This window comes from Rhizobium sp. NLR10b (assembly GCF_019685435.1).
GTDB lineage: Bacteria > Pseudomonadota > Alphaproteobacteria > Rhizobiales > Rhizobiaceae > Rhizobium.
In genome coordinates, this window is the sequence record NZ_JABDWV010000002.1 from 437,569 (window position 1) to 454,341 (window position 16,773).

The 16,773-nt window shown below is 62.3% G+C and carries 16 protein-coding genes and 2 pseudogenes; 12 read left to right on the forward strand and 6 right to left on the reverse strand.

Going from position 1 to position 16,773, the window contains the following annotated elements:
- Positions 1 to 62 precede the first annotated feature (62 nt).
- From HJB91_RS04645 to HJB91_RS04675, 7 genes are all read left to right on the forward strand, one after another.
- On the forward strand, positions 63 to 341 hold the full coding sequence (locus tag HJB91_RS04645) for an acyl carrier protein (RefSeq protein ID WP_003540486.1): 279 nt from the start codon (positions 63 to 65) through the stop codon (positions 339 to 341).
- A 117-nt stretch (positions 342 to 458) separates the two neighbouring features.
- Positions 459 to 941 (forward strand): 3-hydroxyacyl-ACP dehydratase FabZ family protein, encoded by a 483-nt coding sequence (locus HJB91_RS04650; protein ID WP_210630984.1) that lies wholly within the window; start codon positions 459 to 461, stop codon positions 939 to 941.
- Entirely contained in the window at positions 938 to 2,143 is a 1,206-nt protein-coding gene (locus tag HJB91_RS04655; RefSeq protein ID WP_221153531.1) for a beta-ketoacyl-ACP synthase, read from the forward strand. Before HJB91_RS04650 ends, HJB91_RS04655 begins: the two co-directional genes overlap by 4 nt.
- Before the next feature lie 10 nt (positions 2,144 to 2,153).
- Positions 2,154 to 3,440 (forward strand): beta-ketoacyl-ACP synthase, encoded by a 1,287-nt coding sequence (locus tag HJB91_RS04660; protein ID WP_221153532.1) that lies wholly within the window; start codon positions 2,154 to 2,156, stop codon positions 3,438 to 3,440.
- A 56-nt stretch (positions 3,441 to 3,496) separates the two neighbouring features.
- The gene (locus tag HJB91_RS04665) at positions 3,497 to 4,525 is read left to right on the forward strand and encodes a zinc-binding dehydrogenase (protein WP_210630987.1); all 1,029 of its coding nucleotides are present in this window, start codon (positions 3,497 to 3,499) and stop codon (positions 4,523 to 4,525) included.
- 6 nt (positions 4,526 to 4,531) lie between these two features.
- Positions 4,532 to 5,467, forward strand: a complete 936-nt coding sequence (locus HJB91_RS04670; RefSeq protein ID WP_210630988.1) for a lipid A biosynthesis lauroyl acyltransferase — start codon at positions 4,532 to 4,534, stop codon at positions 5,465 to 5,467.
- Between the two features lie 180 nt (positions 5,468 to 5,647).
- Positions 5,648 to 6,340: a PAS domain-containing protein gene (locus HJB91_RS04675; RefSeq protein ID WP_221153533.1), complete on the forward strand. Its 693-nt coding sequence runs from the start codon at positions 5,648 to 5,650 to the stop codon at positions 6,338 to 6,340.
- Between the two features lie 108 nt (positions 6,341 to 6,448).
- Here the strand turns inward: HJB91_RS04675 and HJB91_RS04680 are convergent, their stop codons facing one another.
- The 3 genes from HJB91_RS04680 to HJB91_RS04690 form a co-directional block, all read right to left on the reverse strand.
- Positions 6,449 to 6,808 carry a VOC family protein gene (locus tag HJB91_RS04680; protein WP_210630990.1) on the reverse strand — a complete coding sequence of 120 codons (360 nt, stop codon included), beginning with the start codon at positions 6,806 to 6,808 and terminating at the stop codon, positions 6,449 to 6,451.
- Positions 6,809 to 7,207: an SRPBCC family protein gene (locus HJB91_RS04685; protein ID WP_221153534.1), complete on the reverse strand. Its 399-nt coding sequence runs from the start codon at positions 7,205 to 7,207 to the stop codon at positions 6,809 to 6,811.
- 69 nt (positions 7,208 to 7,276) lie between these two features.
- The gene (locus tag HJB91_RS04690; protein WP_210630992.1) at positions 7,277 to 8,068 is read right to left on the reverse strand and encodes a helix-turn-helix domain-containing protein; all 792 of its coding nucleotides are present in this window, start codon (positions 8,066 to 8,068) and stop codon (positions 7,277 to 7,279) included.
- A gap of 204 nt (positions 8,069 to 8,272) precedes the next feature.
- Between HJB91_RS04690 and gndA the strand changes: the two genes are divergently transcribed.
- From gndA to HJB91_RS04710, 4 genes and pseudogenes are all read left to right on the forward strand, one after another.
- Positions 8,273 to 9,724, forward strand: coding sequence for an NADP-dependent phosphogluconate dehydrogenase (gndA, locus tag HJB91_RS04695; RefSeq protein ID WP_221153535.1), 1,452 nt, complete (start codon positions 8,273 to 8,275; stop codon positions 9,722 to 9,724).
- Positions 9,725 to 9,905: 181 nt separating this feature from the next.
- Positions 9,906 to 10,400: a GNAT family N-acetyltransferase gene (locus HJB91_RS04700; protein ID WP_221145263.1), complete on the forward strand. Its 495-nt coding sequence runs from the start codon at positions 9,906 to 9,908 to the stop codon at positions 10,398 to 10,400.
- A 23-nt stretch (positions 10,401 to 10,423) separates the two neighbouring features.
- Positions 10,424 to 10,930: pseudogene (locus tag HJB91_RS04705) on the forward strand (GNAT family N-acetyltransferase).
- A gap of 98 nt (positions 10,931 to 11,028) precedes the next feature.
- Positions 11,029 to 11,646, forward strand: coding sequence for a trans-aconitate 2-methyltransferase (locus tag HJB91_RS04710; RefSeq protein ID WP_221153536.1), 618 nt, complete (start codon positions 11,029 to 11,031; stop codon positions 11,644 to 11,646).
- An 11-nt stretch (positions 11,647 to 11,657) separates the two neighbouring features.
- On the opposite strand, the gene HJB91_RS04715 is transcribed toward HJB91_RS04710, so the two are convergent.
- The 3 genes and pseudogenes from HJB91_RS04715 to HJB91_RS04725 all read right to left on the reverse strand — a co-directional run bounded on the left by HJB91_RS04715 (position 11,658) and on the right by HJB91_RS04725 (position 14,954).
- Positions 11,658 to 12,734 (reverse strand): D-alanine--D-alanine ligase family protein, encoded by a 1,077-nt coding sequence (locus tag HJB91_RS04715; protein ID WP_210630996.1) that lies wholly within the window; start codon positions 12,732 to 12,734, stop codon positions 11,658 to 11,660.
- Positions 12,735 to 12,767: 33 nt separating this feature from the next.
- Positions 12,768 to 13,374: pseudogene (locus HJB91_RS04720) on the reverse strand (C39 family peptidase).
- 536 nt (positions 13,375 to 13,910) lie between these two features.
- On the reverse strand, positions 13,911 to 14,954 hold the full coding sequence (locus HJB91_RS04725; protein ID WP_210630998.1) for a LacI family transcriptional regulator: 1,044 nt from the start codon (positions 14,952 to 14,954) through the stop codon (positions 13,911 to 13,913).
- Between the two features lie 454 nt (positions 14,955 to 15,408).
- Between HJB91_RS04725 and HJB91_RS04730 the strand changes: the two genes are divergently transcribed.
- On the forward strand, positions 15,409 to 16,641 hold the full coding sequence (locus HJB91_RS04730; protein ID WP_210630999.1) for an ABC transporter substrate-binding protein: 1,233 nt from the start codon (positions 15,409 to 15,411) through the stop codon (positions 16,639 to 16,641).
- Positions 16,642 to 16,773: the final 132 nt, after the last annotated feature.

Below are 16,773 nucleotides of genomic sequence, written 5' to 3' on the forward strand. Positions count from 1 at the left end.
TGGCTTTTGAAAAGGATTTGCCTATGAGGGGGTTTAAATCGTCATTTCATGAGGTACAGCGCGTGACCGCTACATTCGATAAAGTTGCCGACATTATTGCAGAAACCAGCGAGATCGATCGCGCCACGATCACGCCGGAGAGCCATACGATCGACGACCTCGGTATCGACAGCCTCGATTTCCTCGACATCGTCTTTGCGATCGACAAGGAATTCGGCATCAAGATTCCGCTCGAAAAGTGGACGCAGGAGGTCAATGAAGGCAAGGTTTCTACGGAAGAATATTTCGTGCTGAAGAACCTCTGCGCCAAAATCGACGAGCTCAAAGCGGCCAAGGCCTGAGCGACACACCAGTCTTTTTTGTACGCCCTGCCGCCCTGAGTATGGCGGCCGGGCGGTTTCGTTCCTAATTAGGCGTCACCAGCGGGCGGATTTGGCCTGCCGGGCCGGAGGATCCGAATGCTGCTGGAATATTTCCAGATGATTGACCGCGTCGAAGCGGTGGACCTGAAGAAGGGGACGCTTGCGGCGCGTTCCGTCGTACCGGCCAAGAGCCCCGTCTTCGAGGGCCATTTTCCCGGTATGCCGCTCGTTCCCGGCGTGCTCCTGATCGAGACCATGGCGCAGGCTTCCGGCATGCTGGTGCTTGCCGTGACCGACTTTGCCGCCATGCCCTTCCTGATGTCGGTCGACGGTGCCAAGATGCGCACCTTCGTCGAGCCGGAAGCCGTGCTCGATATCGAGGCGGTGCTGGAGCATGACGGGTCGGGTTTCGCGGTCACCAAGGCCAAGATCACCAGCGGCGGCAAGAAGGTCTGCGATGCGCAGCTGAAACTGCGCACCATGCCCTTCAGCGAAGTTCCGCTCGGCGATATCGTTAAAAAACGCGCCGGCGAGGTCGGGCTTCTCAAAGCGATCGCAGCGCAGGGAGTGGTTGGATGAGCAAGGCTGCAAACGACGTCGTCATTTCAGGCGTCGGCATCGTTACCTGTCAGGGCGTCGGCAAGGAGGCGCATATCGCGCTGCTTTCGGCGGAGAGCGCGCCGAAGGCGATCGTCGAGACAGAGAAATTCAAACCCTATCCGGTGCATCCGCTGCCTGAGATCGACTGGTCGCAGCAGATCCCCAAGCGCGGCGACCAGCGCCAGATGGAGAACTGGCAGCGCATCGGCGTCTTCGCCGCGGGTCTTGCGCTCGACGATGCCGGCTTCAAGGACAATATTGAGGCCTGCGGCACGATGGACATGATCGTGGCGGCCGGCGGCGGCGAGCGCGACATCAACGTCGACACGCTGATCGTCGACGAGGGCTTGAAGCGCAACGACCGCGAACTGCTGCTCAATGAGAAGCTGACGACGGAACTCAGGCCGACGCTATTCCTGGCGCAGCTTTCCAATCTGCTTGCCGGCAATATTTCCATCGTTCACAAGGTCACCGGCTCCTCGCGGACCTTCATGGGCGAAGAAGCGTCGGGCGTTTCCGCCGTCGAGACGGCGTTCTGGCGCATTCACTCCGGCGAATCCACCCATGCGCTGGTTGGCGGCGCCTTTGCTGCCGAGCGCCCGGATATGATCCTGCTTACCGAAGCGATCGGCGCGCACACGCGCGGCGAATGGGCGCCACTCTGGTCGCGCTCCGGCCTCGAGGGCGGCGGCATGATCACCGGTTCCGCCGGCGCCTTCCTGGTGCTGGAATCGCGCAAGCATGCGCAAGAACGCGGCGCGCATATTTATGCGACGATCAGCGCCGTTGAGGGCGATCGCGGCAATCGCGCTGCCGGCAATTTCGAAGTGCGGATGGAACGGCTGCTGAAGCCTGCCGCCGAGCTGCCGGCAGAGAGCATGGCGATCTTCTCCGGTTCGACCGGCATGCACGAGATCGCCGCCCGCGAAAAGGCGGTGCTGGAACATCAGCTTCCGGGTGCGGCGATCCGCGGCTTCGGCGGCGTTTCCGGTCACACGATCGAGGCGCAATTCCCGCTGGGGCTGGCGCTCGCAGCCCTGGCCATCGATGCCAACGCAAAGGTTCCACCCTTCGACGCTGCCCATGAAGCGCCGATGAAGGCGGGCACCAAGGCGGCCGTCGTAACGACGGTCGGACACCAGCGCGGCGAGGGCGTCGCCGTTCTTTCCGCAGAGGCGTGAGGAGAGAGATATGACAGCTTCCGCTTACAGGGATCACCTCGGTCGGCCGATCGTCGCAGTGACCGGCATGGGCATCATCACTTCGCTCGGCCAGGGGCTGAAGGACAATTGGGCAGCTCTTTCCTCCGGCACCTCGGGCATCCATGCGATCAATCGCTTTCCCACAGAGGGTCTCTCGACACGGATTGCCGGCACTGTCGATTTCATAGACATTCCGGTGCCGAATGCCGTCGAGCGTTCCTATGCCTTTGCGCGCGAGACGACCATCGAGGCACTAGCCGATGCCGGTCTGTCAGGCGATTTCAACGGCCCGCTGTTCCTTGCCGCGCCGCCGATCGAACCCGAATGGAGCGCCCGTTTCGAACTTGCAGACCGCTCGCCGGCCGCCGATCATCCGGGCGATGCCTATGAGCGCTTCCTGACGGCGCTGCGCCAGCGCCCGGACCCGGCCTTCCACGAGGCGGCCTTGTTCGGCGCGATTTCCGAGCGCCTTGCCGACCGGTTCGGCACGCGCGGCCTTCCCGTGACCTTGTCGACGGCCTGCGCCTCCGGTGTCACTGCGATTCAGCTCGGCATCGAGGCGATCCGCCAGGGCCGTACCGATCGCGCACTGACGGTTGCGACCGACGGGTCGCTCAGCGCCGAGGCGCTGATCCGCTTTTCGCTTCTGTCGGCTCTTTCGACGCAAAACGATCCGCCGACCAAGGCCTCCAAGCCGTTCAGCAAGGATCGCGACGGCTTCGTCATCGCCGAGGGTGCGGCGACGCTGGTGCTGGAATCGCTGGAAGCGGCGGTCGCCCGCGGCGCCAAGGTGCTCGGCATCATGAAGGGCGCCGGCGACAAGGCCGACAGCTTCCACCGCACCCGGTCTTCGCCCGACGGCGGTCCGGCGATCGCGACGATCCGCGCGGCCCTTGCCGACGCAGGCATCGACGAGAGCGGCATCGGCTACATCAATGCGCACGGCACCTCGACACCCGAGAACGACAAGATGGAATATGGCGCCATGTCGGCCGTCTTTGGCGAACGGCTCGTCGCCATTCCGGTGTCGTCGAACAAATCGATGATCGGCCATACGCTGACGGCGGCGGGCGCGGTCGAGGCGGTGTTCTCGCTGCAGACGATGCTGACGGGCACGCTGCCGCCAACGATCAACTACGCCAATCCCGACCCGTCGATCGTGCTCGATGTCGTGCCGAACAGGAAGCGGGAGGGCCAGGTTTCGGCCGTGCTTTCAAACTCCTTCGGCTTCGGCGGGCAGAATGCCAGCCTTGTCATGGCGCTCGAACCGGCTTAAGCGGTTCCCGACAATTTCAAGACGAGACGAACGCCTCCGAGGCGAGGGATTTTGCCATGCGCGCTTTGCAACTGATCGACGACCGCAAGCTTGAGATCACCGACCTGCCGGAACCGGAGGCACCTGCCGCCGGCGAGGTGACGCTGCGCGTCAAGGCGGTGGCGCTGAACCATATCGACGTCTGGGGCTGGCGCGGCATGGCTTTCGCCAAGCGCAAGATGCCGCTCGTCATCGGCGCGGAAGCCTCCGGCGTCATCGAAGCGATCGGTCCCGGGGTCGCCAATGTGCTGCCGGGCCAGCTGGTTTCGATCTATGGCGCGCGCACCTGCGGCCTCTGCCGGCCCTGCCGCGAAGGCCGAGACAATCTCTGCGAGCATGTTTCCGGCGTGCATGGTTTCCATCTCGATGGTTTCGCGCAGGAGAAGGTGAACCTGCCGGCGCGTCTGCTCGTTCCCGCACCTCCCGGTGTGGATGCGATCGGCGCCGCACTCGCTCCCGTCACCTTCGGCACGGTCGAGCACATGCTGTTCGACAACGCCAAGCTCGAGCCCGGCGAAACGATCCTCGTCCATGCCGGCGGCTCCGGCATCGGCACGGCGGCAATTCAACTGGCCAAGAAGATCGGCTGTACCGTGATTACCACGGTCGGTTCCGATGACAAGATCGACAAGGCCAAAGCTCTCGGCGCCGATCACGTCATCAACTACCGCACCGACCGCTTCGAAGGCGTGGTGCGCAAGCTCACCAAGAAGAAGGGTGTGGACGTCGTCTTCGAACACGTCGGCAAAGACACCTGGGCGGGTTCGATGCTCTGCATGAAGCGCGGCGGGCGTCTCGTCACCTGCGGCTCGACCTCCGGCGTTTCCACAGAGATGAACCTGATGATGCTGTTCCAGCAGCAGCTGAAGCTCTTCGGCTCGTTCGGCTGCCGCATGGAGAACATGGCCGATGCAATGCAGAAGATGGGCCGCGGGCTCGTCCATCCGGTCATCGACACCGAAGTCGGCTTCGACGATATCGACCGGGCGCTGGAGCGGATGGAAAGCCGCCAGATCTTCGGCAAGATCATTCTGAAGATGGACTGACCTCACGTGAAGCTGTTCATTACCCGGGTCGTTCTGGCGCTCAGAAATTTCCAGCAATGGCTGGTGGCGCAGGCGATGTTCGGCTTCCTGAACGTGCTGAAGCTGTTTCCGGCCGATGGCGCGATTCGGTTCGCCGACCGGATGATGCGCCGCCTCGGCCGGCGGACCCGCCGCCATAAGCTGATGCTCGTCAATCTGCGCAACGCTTTCCCTGAGAAGAGCGAGGCCGAGATCGAAGAGATCGCGCTCGGCAGCTGGGGAAATATGGGTCGGCTCGCGGCCGAATACGTCTTTCTCGACCAGCTCTTCGACTACGACCCCGAACGGCCGGAGCCGGGCAGAGTGGAGGTGTCGGGCATCCCCATTTTCCTCGACCTGCGTGACAATCCGCGCCCCTTCATCGTCTTTACCGGCCATACTGCCAATTTCGAGCTGCTGCCGGTGGCGGGCGCGGCCTTCGGGCTCACAGTCACCGTGCTTTTCCGGCCGCCGAACAATCCCTATGTCGCAAAGAAGGTATTCGACTTCCGCAGCGCCCGCATGGGCAAGCTGGTGCCTTCGCATGCCGGCTCCTCCTTCGCGCTCGCACGCCAGTTGGAGGCGGGCCAGGGGGTGGGCGTGCTCGTCGACCAGAAATTCGGCAAGGGGCTGAAGGGCACCTTCTTCGGGCTAGACGTGAAGACCAATCCGCTGCTGCCGAAGCTGGTGCGCCAGTTCGATTGCGAGGTCTATCCGGCACGCTGCATCCGCCTGCCAGGTAATCGCTATCGGCTGGAAATCGAGCCGCGGCTGGAGATGCCGCGCGACGCTAAAGGTTATCTCGACCTGCCGGCGGCCGCCCAGCTACTCAACGACAAGGTGGAGAGCTGGGTGCGGGAATATCCGGAACAATGGCTCTGGTATCACGACCGCTGGCAGATCAAGAAGACGCTCGCGCCTTGAAAATCAAACCCTGATTTATCAGCGGTGAAAAGCGGCAGGTGCTCTCGGATTGAAACCGAGTAAACTTCATGTTAGCCGTCACCACCAAGGCGCGAATAACAGCCACCTTAGGGCGCATTTGGGAAAGTGCTGCCACACAATTTGGACACGCCACTTGGGACAATGGGAGTGGGAGGCGTCTTGCTGGAGCTTTTTCGAGCCTTTTCCTTGCGCTGCGCGCAAATAGAGGAAGCCATACGTCTGGGCGATGATCAACGCGTCATGTTGCTCGACCGTCACGTCGAGCCGCTGGTCGAGGCTATCCTGGCCTGCCGGGCGGCCAATCTGCTCGAGGTCTATATGCAGCTACAGTTCGTCAGCCATCTTGTCGCTCGGGACGCGGACGACAGCGCCAGCGTCAGAGAACATGCGGCGGTGCTTTCCCATCTGCTCGACTGCTATTTCGGCACGTATGCGCCGGACTGGCGGGTGCCTTCGCCGCAGGATGTGCGCATCGAGCCGCCGGCAGCCTATGTGCCCGACACCGACAACGGCCAATTCCTCAACGCGGCGATCCTCGAAAGCCTGCCGGGCCGTGTCGCGGTGCTGACCAGGGACTACCGCTACCTCTATTCCAACGCGGCCAACAGCGTCCATCTCGACAGGAAGCCAATGGAACTGATCGGGCGTCACCTTTCCGAATTCATCGGCGAGGAGCGCTTCGCCGAATGCGCCAAGCACAGGCTGGACGCGTGTTTTGCCGGCGAGGAGATCGACTACACCTATGAGCGCCAGGCTGGCGGCGGCGCATCGCGGCAGATACGCTGTCGCATGTCGCCGCTGCGCGACGCGGGCGCGACGGTGATCGGCGCTCTGATCGTGATGGATCGGTAGTTTAGAGCAATTCTGTTTTTCTTCGAATCACGGAATTGTTCTATCGCTTGGTTTTCACGCAATTCCGGACGCAAAACCGCTGCACACTGTTGCTGGAATTGCTCTAACTTACGCCGTCGCCCAGACGGCGAGCTCGTAGCCGTCGCGGTCGAGGAAATGAAAGCGGCGGCCGCCGGGGAAATCGGTGATCGGCCGGCAGATCGTGCCGCCGGCGCGTTCGACCGAGGTCAGCACCTCTTCCAGATCCCTGGCGTAGACAACGACCAGCGGGCCGCCCGGCCGAACGGGGCCGAAATCGGTGAAGCCGCCCTTCAGCCGGCCATCATCAAATTCGCAGTAATTCGGGCCGTAATCGGTGAAGCGCCAGCCGAAGGCCGAGCCGTAAAAGGCTTTGGCGGCGGCGATGTCGGAGACGTTGAATTCGACATAATCGATGCGGCGATCGTTGTGTTCGGAGTTTTGAGCCATCTATCTCTCCATCAGGGCTTTCAGCATGACGAGATCCTTCTCGATATGCGCGGCATCGGCGGCAAATTGCGCGTCTGTCATGCCGGGCAGGCGCAGCAGCGTGAACATGACCTCGCAGCCATCGCCGTTCGGGACGATGCGCAGGGCATTATAAACCCTGAGTCCGGATTCGATCGTCACCGTATGGTCGATCACGCCGAATTCATTGGCGGGAACCAAGCTCACCTTGATGACGCCGAGGGGACCGTGGGCGATCCAGTCGGCGCCGTCGGGCTCGAAGCCGGTGGCAAGCCCGGAGGCCCAGAGCGGCATGTTTTCCGGCTTGCCGACGAAGTCGTAGACATCCCGCCAGTCGCGCTCGATCGACTGGTGGATGATTTTTGCAGGCATTGTCGCCATGGTGCAGGTCCTTGTATTTTGGTTTCCCTAAAATAATAAGGCCGGCTGGCGGTGTCTTGAACAAAACGGTCAGCCCGACCTTTTCCGCCCGCCGAGTTGGTCGAGGATGATCGCGGGGGTCAGCGTCGAGAGTTCTTGGACCTCGCGGGTCATATGGGCCTGGTCGGCAAAGCCTGCTTCCAGCGCGAGGCCGGCTAGTGGCGTCGCACCCGCCCTGCGGCAGAGGTCGAGGAAACGTTGGAACCGGCGGATGCGTTCCAGAGTCTTGGCGCCATAGCCGAAATGATGGTGGCAGCGGCGGCGCAGCTGCCTTTCGCTTATGCCGAGCCGGTCCGGCAGGCCGGAGACCGGGCGGTTGCTGTCGGCGGCGGCGAAGATCATGGCGGCGTCGCGGGCGGGCTCCTCCTCGTCGCGCGTGGCCTCTTCAAGCAGACGGCCGAACAGCGTCGCGGCGGCCTCGGGTTCCGGGCAATCTTGCAGCCGCGCCTCGAAGTCGCTTGTGTCCTTCCGGCCGATGTCGGTAAGCGGCACCGAGAGGCCGACCAGCGCCGAGAGCGGCGTCTTCAGCCAGGATGCTGCGGCGCCCGGAGCAAAGCGCGCGCCGATAACGGTCGCGTCTGGCCTTATGACAGGGAAGGCTGCCGTCCTGTCGGGCCCGGCGACCTCAAGCCTTCCGTTAATCCAGAGGAGATCACAATAACCATCCGGCACGATCGCCACCCTCGCCGGCGGTCCATCGTTCAGCGTATGCGACCAGAGGCGGCTGAAATGGCGCCACAAGGCGGGCGGCGGCGCATATTCGCGGTAGCGGCCGGCGCGGGCCGCAAGCAGCGCCATGTCTTTTCGTCTTTTCGAAACCAAACGCTATCTCCCGAGGTCCGCATGATAACATGAGATAGGGCGGCACGGGCGATCGCGAAAATTTGCGGCTTCCGGATCGGCCGCAGATGAGAGGTTGTCGGACAAGTCAGGCGATCAAAGCCGCATTTCGTTGGCTTTTGCGAACCGATTAGACCCTCGCGAGACTTGCCGTTTGAGCGAGACAGTGCCACAACACCGGTCCAAATGACACATCGGAGGTTTGTCGTGGAAAAGGCAGAAATCGGACTGATCGGCCTTGCGGTCATGGGTTCCAACCTGGCGCTCAACATCGCGGAGAAAGGCAATAAAATCGCGGTCTTCAACCGCACGCCCGAGAAAACCGATGAATTCTATGAAAGCGCCGGCGATCTGAAGAAGCAGATCGTTCCCTGCAAGACCATCGAAGAGTTCGTCGATGCGATCCGGCCGCCGCGTCCGATCATCATCATGATCAAGGCCGGCGACGCCGTCGATCAGCAGATGGAGGCGCTGCGCCCGCATCTCACTAAGGGCGACATCATGATCGATGCCGGCAACGCCAATTTCCGCGACACCGTCGCCCGCTTCGACCGCCTCAAGGATACGGAGCTGACCTTCATCGGCATGGGGGTTTCCGGCGGCGAAGAAGGTGCGCGCCACGGCCCGTCGATCATGGTCGGCGGCACGGAAGAATCCTGGAAGCGTGTCGAGAAGGTGCTGACGTCGATTGCCGCCCGTTACAATGACGAGCCCTGCGTCGCCTGGCTCGGCAATGACGGCGCCGGCCATTTCGTCAAGACCATCCATAACGGCATCGAATATGCCGACATGCAGATGATCGCCGAAATCTACGGCATCCTGCGCGACGGTCTCGGCAAGAGCGCCTCCGAAATCTCCGGCATCTTCGGCGAATGGAACAAGGGCCGGCTGAACTCCTACCTGATCGAGATCTCCGAGAAGGTGCTTGCGGCGACCGATCCGGTTTCCGGCGGGCCGATGGTCGACATGATCCTCGACAAGGCAGGCCAGAAGGGCACCGGCAAGTGGTCGGCGATCGAGGCGCAGAACATGGGCATTCCGGCAACGGCGATCGAAGCCGCGGTCGCCGCTCGTAGCCTCTCCTCAATGAAGTCGCAGCGCGAAGCCGCCGAAAAGATCTTCGGCACGCAGGCCGTCTCCTTCCCGATCGCCTACGGCCCCGAGCTCAACAAGGATCTGGAACTGGCGCTGTTTGCCGCCAAGATCGGCGCCTATGCGCAGGGATTCGCCGTGATGGCGGAAGCTTCCAAGGAGTTCAACTGGTCGCTGCCGATGCCTGTTATCGCAAAGATCTGGCGCGCCGGATGCATCATCCGCTCACAGTTCCTCGACGAGATCACCAAGGCTTTTACCGATGCGCCCGATGCGGCGAACCTCATCGTCACGCCGGCCTTCTCGTCCATGGTCAAGGAATCGATCCCAGCGCTTCGCCGCGTCGTGACCGCCGCTCTCGCCGCCGGCCTTCCGGTGCCGGCGCTGACCTCCGCGCTCACCTATTTCGACGCCTACCGCCAGGGCCGGGGCACCGCCAACCTCATCCAAGCCCAGCGCGACTTCTTCGGCGCCCACGGCTTCGACCGCCTGGACGGCAAGGATTTCCACCACGGTCCCTGGGGCAGCGGTGCGGCGACCTTCTGAGGTTTGCGTAGAAGCAATCAGGAAGCCCGACCATCGTGCCGGGCTTTTTCGTTAGGTGCATGGCGCGCTGCGCCGGCCGACGTGGCGCCGTAGCGCAGCTCCCGGTGGGGTAGTATGACTTGCTGATTTTCGACTTTCCCTTCATAGCATCTGCGGAACATTGCTCCTGAGGATTGTAGGGATGCTAATCCGATATGAGACGCCCGCAGATATCGATGCGATCCACGATTTGACGTCGATCGCCTTTGCGGCCATGCCCTACAGCGAAGGTATTGAGGCGGAGATCATCCAGAGGCTTCGCGCGAGCGGCGATCTCACGATCTCGCTGGTCCTCGAGGAAAAAGGCGAGATCCTGGGGCATGTCGCGTTTTCGCCGGTGGCGATCAACGGTGCGCATCGCGGCTGGTTCGGACTGGGTCCGATATCAGTCAAGCCGGGGAGACAGCGGCAAGGCATCGGCAAGGCGCTGATTGCAAAGGGGCTCGCTTTGCTGGAGGAGATGGGCGCCAGCGGATGCGCGCTGATCGGCAATCCCGATGTCTATCGCGGCGCTGGTTTCAGCAGCGACGGGAAACTCAGCTATCATGATCTCGACAAGCGGCTCGTCCAGCGCATTGTCCTTCGCGGGCCGGCGCCGAGCGGCACGCTCCGGTTCGCTCCGGCGTTCGAAAACTAGATCTTCAGCAGAAAGGCAATGACATGTCCGGAATGGGCGCGATCACCCTCCGAACCGCACGCCTTAGGCTCCATATGCCTGAGATCGATGACTTCGCCGCCTATGCGCGGCTGATGGCTTCGCCGCGGTCCACCGGAATGGGCGGCCCTTCGACGCGCGCGCGGCATGGGGGATGTTCTGCACGACGTGGCTCTGTGGCGGCTTTTCGGGCACGGAGCGCTGATGATCGATCTCGTTGAAACCGGCGAATGTATCGGCCAGGTGGGGATCAACCACGGGCCACTCTTTCCGGAAAAGGAACCTGGATGGTTCGTTTATGGAGGGCATGAAGGCAGGGGCTATGCGACCGAGGCAGCCTTTGCGTTGCGCGGCTGGGCTTTTGAGACACCCAAGCTGCCGTCGCTTGTGAGCTATATCGCTCCCGGCAATGCGGCATCCGTGGCCGTTGCCGAGCGGCTGGGGCGCGTCTCAATCCCATAGCGCCCCGGAACGAGCCCAGCGATCTTGTTTACCGCCACATTCCTTCCTGAAGCGCGCATATGGTTGCGCGTGTGGGGCGGTTGGGGACGACGTCTCAATCCCTATATGTTGATGGATCAGGATCGGACGCTGCCAAAATGGATGTAGGATGACGAACGGCACACGTGAGCACTGGGACGAAGTCTATCGCACGAAGGCAGCCGACAGCGTCAGTTGGTATCAGCCGACGCCGGAACCTTCCCTCAAGGCGATTGATGCACTGCAGCTGCCGGCTACGGCTTCGCTGATCGATGTCGGCGGCGGCGCGTCGAGCCTCGTCGATCGTCTCATCGAACGCGGGTGGTCAGACCTTACCGTTCTCGATATCGCCGCACCGGCACTCGACGTCGCGAAGGTGCGGCTGGGCGACGACGCCATGCGGGTCACCTGGTTGGTGGCCGATGTCACCGTATGGAGATCCGGGCGCTACTACGACGTATGGCACGACCGCGCCGTCTTTCACTTTCTCACCGCGCCGGAGCAGCGGCTTGCCTATCGCCATGCGCTCGAAGCCGGCACGGCGCCGGGCAGCGTCGTGATCTTCGCGACTTTCGCGCCGGACGGGCCGGAACGGTGCAGCGGCTTGCCGGTCCAGCGTTACGACGCGGCCGCGCTGGAGGCGGAGTTCTCGACGGCCTTCACGCTGGAGCGCGACTGGCGCGAAGAGCACACGACCCCCGGCGGCGGCCGGCAGTCTTTCCAGTGGTGTATCTTTAGGCGGCGCTGAACGCTCTGCCTTCAGGCCGCGCGGCTGGCGCGCGCCATGCCGTGCGCCACGAGACGGTCGATGATCTCGGCATAGCTGACGCCGCTTGCCGCCATAGCCTTGGAATACATGCTGATATCGGTGAAGCCGGGAATGGTGTTGAGCTCATTGATAACGAAGCGCATGTCCGATGTCAGGAAGAAATCGACGCGCGCCATGCCGTCACAGCCGACGGCCCGGAAAGCCCTTGCGGCCGTGTCGCGCATGGCGGCCTCGATCTCCGCCGGCAGGTCGGCCGGGACTTTCAAGGCAGCGCCGTTCTCATCGATATATTTGGCGTTGTAATTGTAGAAGCCGTGGCTTTCCGCCGGCACGATCTCGCCCGGGCGGGAGACGAAGAGCTTGCCGTCGCTATCTTCCAGCACGCTGAATTCGATCTCGCGGCCGGCGACGAATTCCTCGGCAAGCAGGACGCTGTCATGACGGAAGGCCTGCTCGAGCGCTGCGGCGAATTCCTGGCTGGCATGGACCTTGGCGACGCCGACCGACGATCCCTGTCGTGCCGGTTTGATGAAGAGCGGCAGGCCGAGTTCGGCTTCGAGTGCGGAGAGTGAAGGGGCCGCACCCTCGTGGATCGTCACGGCGCGCGCCACCGGCAGGCCCGAGGCCCGCAGCAGACGCTTGGCGATATCCTTGTCGAGGGCTGCGGCTGAACCGAGGATGCCGCAGCCGGCGAGCGGCACGCGCGCCACTTCAGCTGCGCCCTGCACCGATCCGTCCTCACCATGAGGGCCGTGCAGCACGGGAAACAGGATGTCGATCCTTGGCAATTCATGCGGCGCGCCATGGGCTGACATGGCCAGCATGCGCCCGCGACCGCCCGGCACGAGGCAGATTTCCGTGCCTGACGAGGGTGTCGCCAGCCGGCCGTCCTCGAAGCTGCTCAGCAGCCATTGTCCCTCGCGGGTGACGAAGACGGGAAGGGCATCGTATTTCTCGGATTCCAGGGCAGCCATCACGTTGGTCGCCGAGAGGATGGAAACCTCGTGCTCGGCCGAACGGCCGCCGAAGAGCACGGCGATGCGCAGCCTGTTGGGGGAAGGGGTCATGAAAGCCTCCGAAGCGATGGGATGTCGGAAAGATCAGGCCTCGACCGATATGCCGCGATTGGCAAAGAAACGATCGAAGACGGCAAGTGGCAGCGTGACATCGGCTTGGATTGCCGCGTCATGGCCGGACGGATTGTGGAAATGGATCGTCTCCTGCGAGGCTGATGTCACCAGCACGAGATGACCGCCCTTTGCCGGCGGCTCGCGCTCCGGCCAGCGGATGGCCGAATGCACCGAGGAACCGGCGTTTCGACAGAAGTTCCGGGATGGCTGAAGTTTCGACGTTGGTCATTGCCTCGGCGCTGAGACCGAAACGCTCGGCGGCGAAACGGACGAACGGGGCGTAGATCAACCCCTTGATCGAGGCATCGATCTCGTTGACGACATAACCGCCATATCTAGTGCAGGCGCGGGCAAGCTCGAGAGTAGGATGGATCTCGCCGCGCGCGGCCAGGATCATCTTCAGGCAGGCCATGCCGCAGACATTCACCGCCCAGCGCGCATATTCTTCGATGGTCGCGGCTCCCGACTGGCGCCAGAGCGGATCCCTGAGCAGCGCCTGCGAACCCTCGGCAAGCACCGGCAGCGTCATGCCGGGCGTTTCCCATTGGCTGAAATAAGGCACGCTGCTCTGCTGCATCCTGTCGACATCTCCGCGGTACGTTTCGTGAGATGGCGGCCAATCTTGGCTTTTTTCGAGCCGATGCCCACTTGCGAATCCGAGGGTAGGGCTCGTTTTTCTTCGGGCCACTAAAATAAGGATGGGATGATAGCATATCCTCAATGGTGACGTGGAACAGCCGGTTCCGTCCGGCTATTGCGCGGGCACCCAAGAAAGCCTCATCCTGAGAGCCTGTGAATCTATGATTTTGCGATTTTTAGCTAGTTAAATCAATGACCTAATTCTCGCAAAACGGACGAAAATCCAAAAGATTCACAGACTCTGAGGCGCCCCGTAGGGGCCTCGAAGGACGGGGCGGGTGCTCGGCATGGCGGGAACATTGATAGAAGGAGGAGCGCTGCGGTGTGCCCTTCGAGGCTTCGGCATTCGGCCTGCGCGCCTTCGGGATGAGGGATGTTGGGGAATGCCGCGCTTAGGGATAGGGCGGGCGCTACATCATGTATGTTTTCGATGTTGGCATTGTTTCGCTAGTTGTCGTCCCGCTCGCCACTGCCCTATCTGTCACCCTCCGGCCAGATCGGCTGGCTGATGCTCTGGAGCAGTTCGGGTTCGACGCCGTCGATCCGGGCGATGACGGCCTTGGCCATTTCGCGCCCGGCCTGGCGCACGTCTTCCTGGACGGTGATGATTTCGGGACGGATCCAGTTGAGGATCGGCACCGACTGCTTGGAGACCATGTCGAGATCGCGGCCGAGCGCCTTGCCGGCGGCCTCGATGCCGGCATTGACGGCGATCGCGGCGCTGCCGGCCGAGCAGACGATCCCGTCAGGCGCGTTGGCCGAGCGCATCATCACTTCGATGATGTCGCGGATATCGGCGAGCGGCGCGTCGGTATTGACGCGCAGCGGCACTTCTTCGGCGCCGTAATCGTGCAGGCCGGTCTGGAAGCCGATGCGGATATGGGTGTAATAGGTGAGCTTGCTTGGCGGCTGCAGCAGGGCGATGCGGCGCCGACCTCGTTTGACGAGGCGTTCCACCGCCTGATGGGCGAAGGCCTCGTTGTCGAAATCGTGGAAGGGGTGGATGAGACCTGCATCGGTGCGCCCATGCGTGGCAAAGGGCATGCCGCGTTCGGACAAGAGCCGCACGCGCGGGTCGTCCGGCTCGATACGCGAGATGATGACGCCGTCGGCCGAGCCAGTCTCGAGGATATAGCGCACTGGCAGCATCGGATCCTTGCTGTGGGAATGCGGTGTCACGACGATATGATAAGGCGTGCCGGACAGCACTTCGGATATGCCGAAGACCATCTGGCTGGAGAAGCCCATGATCTCTTCATCGATGCTGAGGACGAGGGCGATAACGTTTGTCTTGCCGGTGCGCAGGCGCACACCCGCCCGGTTCGGCTGGTAGCCGAGCTGGCGGGCGACCATGCGCACCCGCTCCTTGGTTTCGGCACCGATATCCGGCGCGTCCTTCAGCGCACGCGATACCGTCGTCACGCCGAGGCCCGTCATGAAGGCGATCGTCTTCAACGTCGGGCGCTCGCGCGTCACCGCCGTCGATGTCGCCTGTCCGAAATTTCCCTTGTTTTCCATCCCTGTAGGCCGCCTTGCGCGAATTGGTCTCGCTTATAGAGGCTTTTTCAGGCGCCGTAAGCCCGCCGCCTGCCAAAATCGCGCCTCCCTGAAGAACTCAATCTGTAACGATACAGTAGAAATGTCGAGCAGTTTTTCTTGTGTGCGTCGCAATATCATTCGCATAGGTTGAATCGGTTATTCCGACGAGATTTTTCTGCAGGTGCGAAAAAGGTAATGCGGAGTTCGAAACTGCAATTTGAAAAATTATCGTTAAATTTCACCGTAATAATCTGAGGAAGCGCCTGCGGAAAAGTCTGCCCGACTGCCGATTCACCGGGTGTGGGGCGGTCTTCCGAAACAGTCAGAAGTGGTAATCCTGATCTTTAAAGAAAAATTTACGGGCGGGCAGTTGCGTGGGGAAATCGATTGATCTAAGTTTTTCCGGCAACGTTTCAGTGAGGGAGGAGAACTCATGAAAATTCGTATGATGGCGGCCATGCTTGCCGCTTCCGCTGCGCTTCCGATCAGCGCCAGCGCCACCGATCTCGAAGTCACCCATTGGTGGACGTCTGGCGGTGAGTCCGCTGCTGTCGCCGAGTTGGCAAAGGCATTCGACGCCACCGGCAACCACTGGGTCGACGGCGCTATCGCCGGTTCCGGCGGCACGGCGCGCCCGATCATGATCAGCCGCATCACCGGCGGCGACCCGATGGGCGCCACCCAGTTCAACCACGGCCGCCAGGCCGAGGAACTGGTTCAGGCTGGCCTGATGCGCGACCTGACCGATGTCGCGACCGCAGAGCACTGGAAGGATATTATTCGTCCGTCGAGCCTGCTCGATTCCTGCACGATCGACGGCAAGATCTACTGCGCTCCGGTCAACATCCACTCCTGGCAGTGGCTGTGGCTTTCGAACGCCGCATTCAAGAAGGCCGGTGTCGAGGTTCCGAAGAACTGGGACGAATTCGTCGCTGCCGCTCCGGCTCTCGAAAAGGCCGGTATCATTCCGCTCGCTGTCGGCGGTCAGCCATGGCAGGCGACAGGCGCCTTCGACGTGCTGATGGTCGCGGTCGCCGGCAAGGACGTGTTCAACAAGGTCTTCAAGGACAAGGATGCAGAGGTCGCCGCCGGACCCGAGATAGCCAAGGTCTTCAAGGCTGCCGACGACGCCCGCCGCATGTCCAAGGGCAGTAACGTCCAGGATTGGAACCAGGCGACCAACCTCGTCATCACGGGCAAGGCCGGCGGTCAGATCATGGGTGACTGGGCGCAGGGCGAATTCGCGCTCGCCGGTCAGAAGGCCGGCACCGACTATACCTGCCTGCCGGGTCTCGGCGTCAACGAAATCATCTCGACGGGTGGTGACGCCTTCTATTTCCCGCTGTTGAAGGATGAGGAAAAGTCCAAGGCACAGGCCGTGCTCGCCAAAACCCTGCTCGACCCCAAGACCCAGGTTGCCTTCAACCTGAAGAAGGGCTCGCTGCCGGTTCGCGGCGACGTCGATCTTGCCGCCGCCAACGACTGCATGAAGAAGGGCCTCGACATCCTGGCGAAGGGTAACGTGATTCAGGGCACCGACCAGCTGCTTTCGGCCGACAGCCAGAAGCAGAAGGAAGATCTCTTCTCCGAATTCTTCGCCAACCCGTCGATGACGCCGGAAGACGCTCAGAAGCGTTTCGCCGAGATCATCGCTTCGGCTGACTGATCGGCAGGTTCGCTGCCCGTGCGATCCGGCTCCCCGGAGCCGGATCCTCCCGCAAGTTTCGATGGTCTTGCCGGCCATTCCGGCGGATCCCGCGGGCGGGGGTGAGAGCGGCCGCTACCGGCCGCAGCTGCG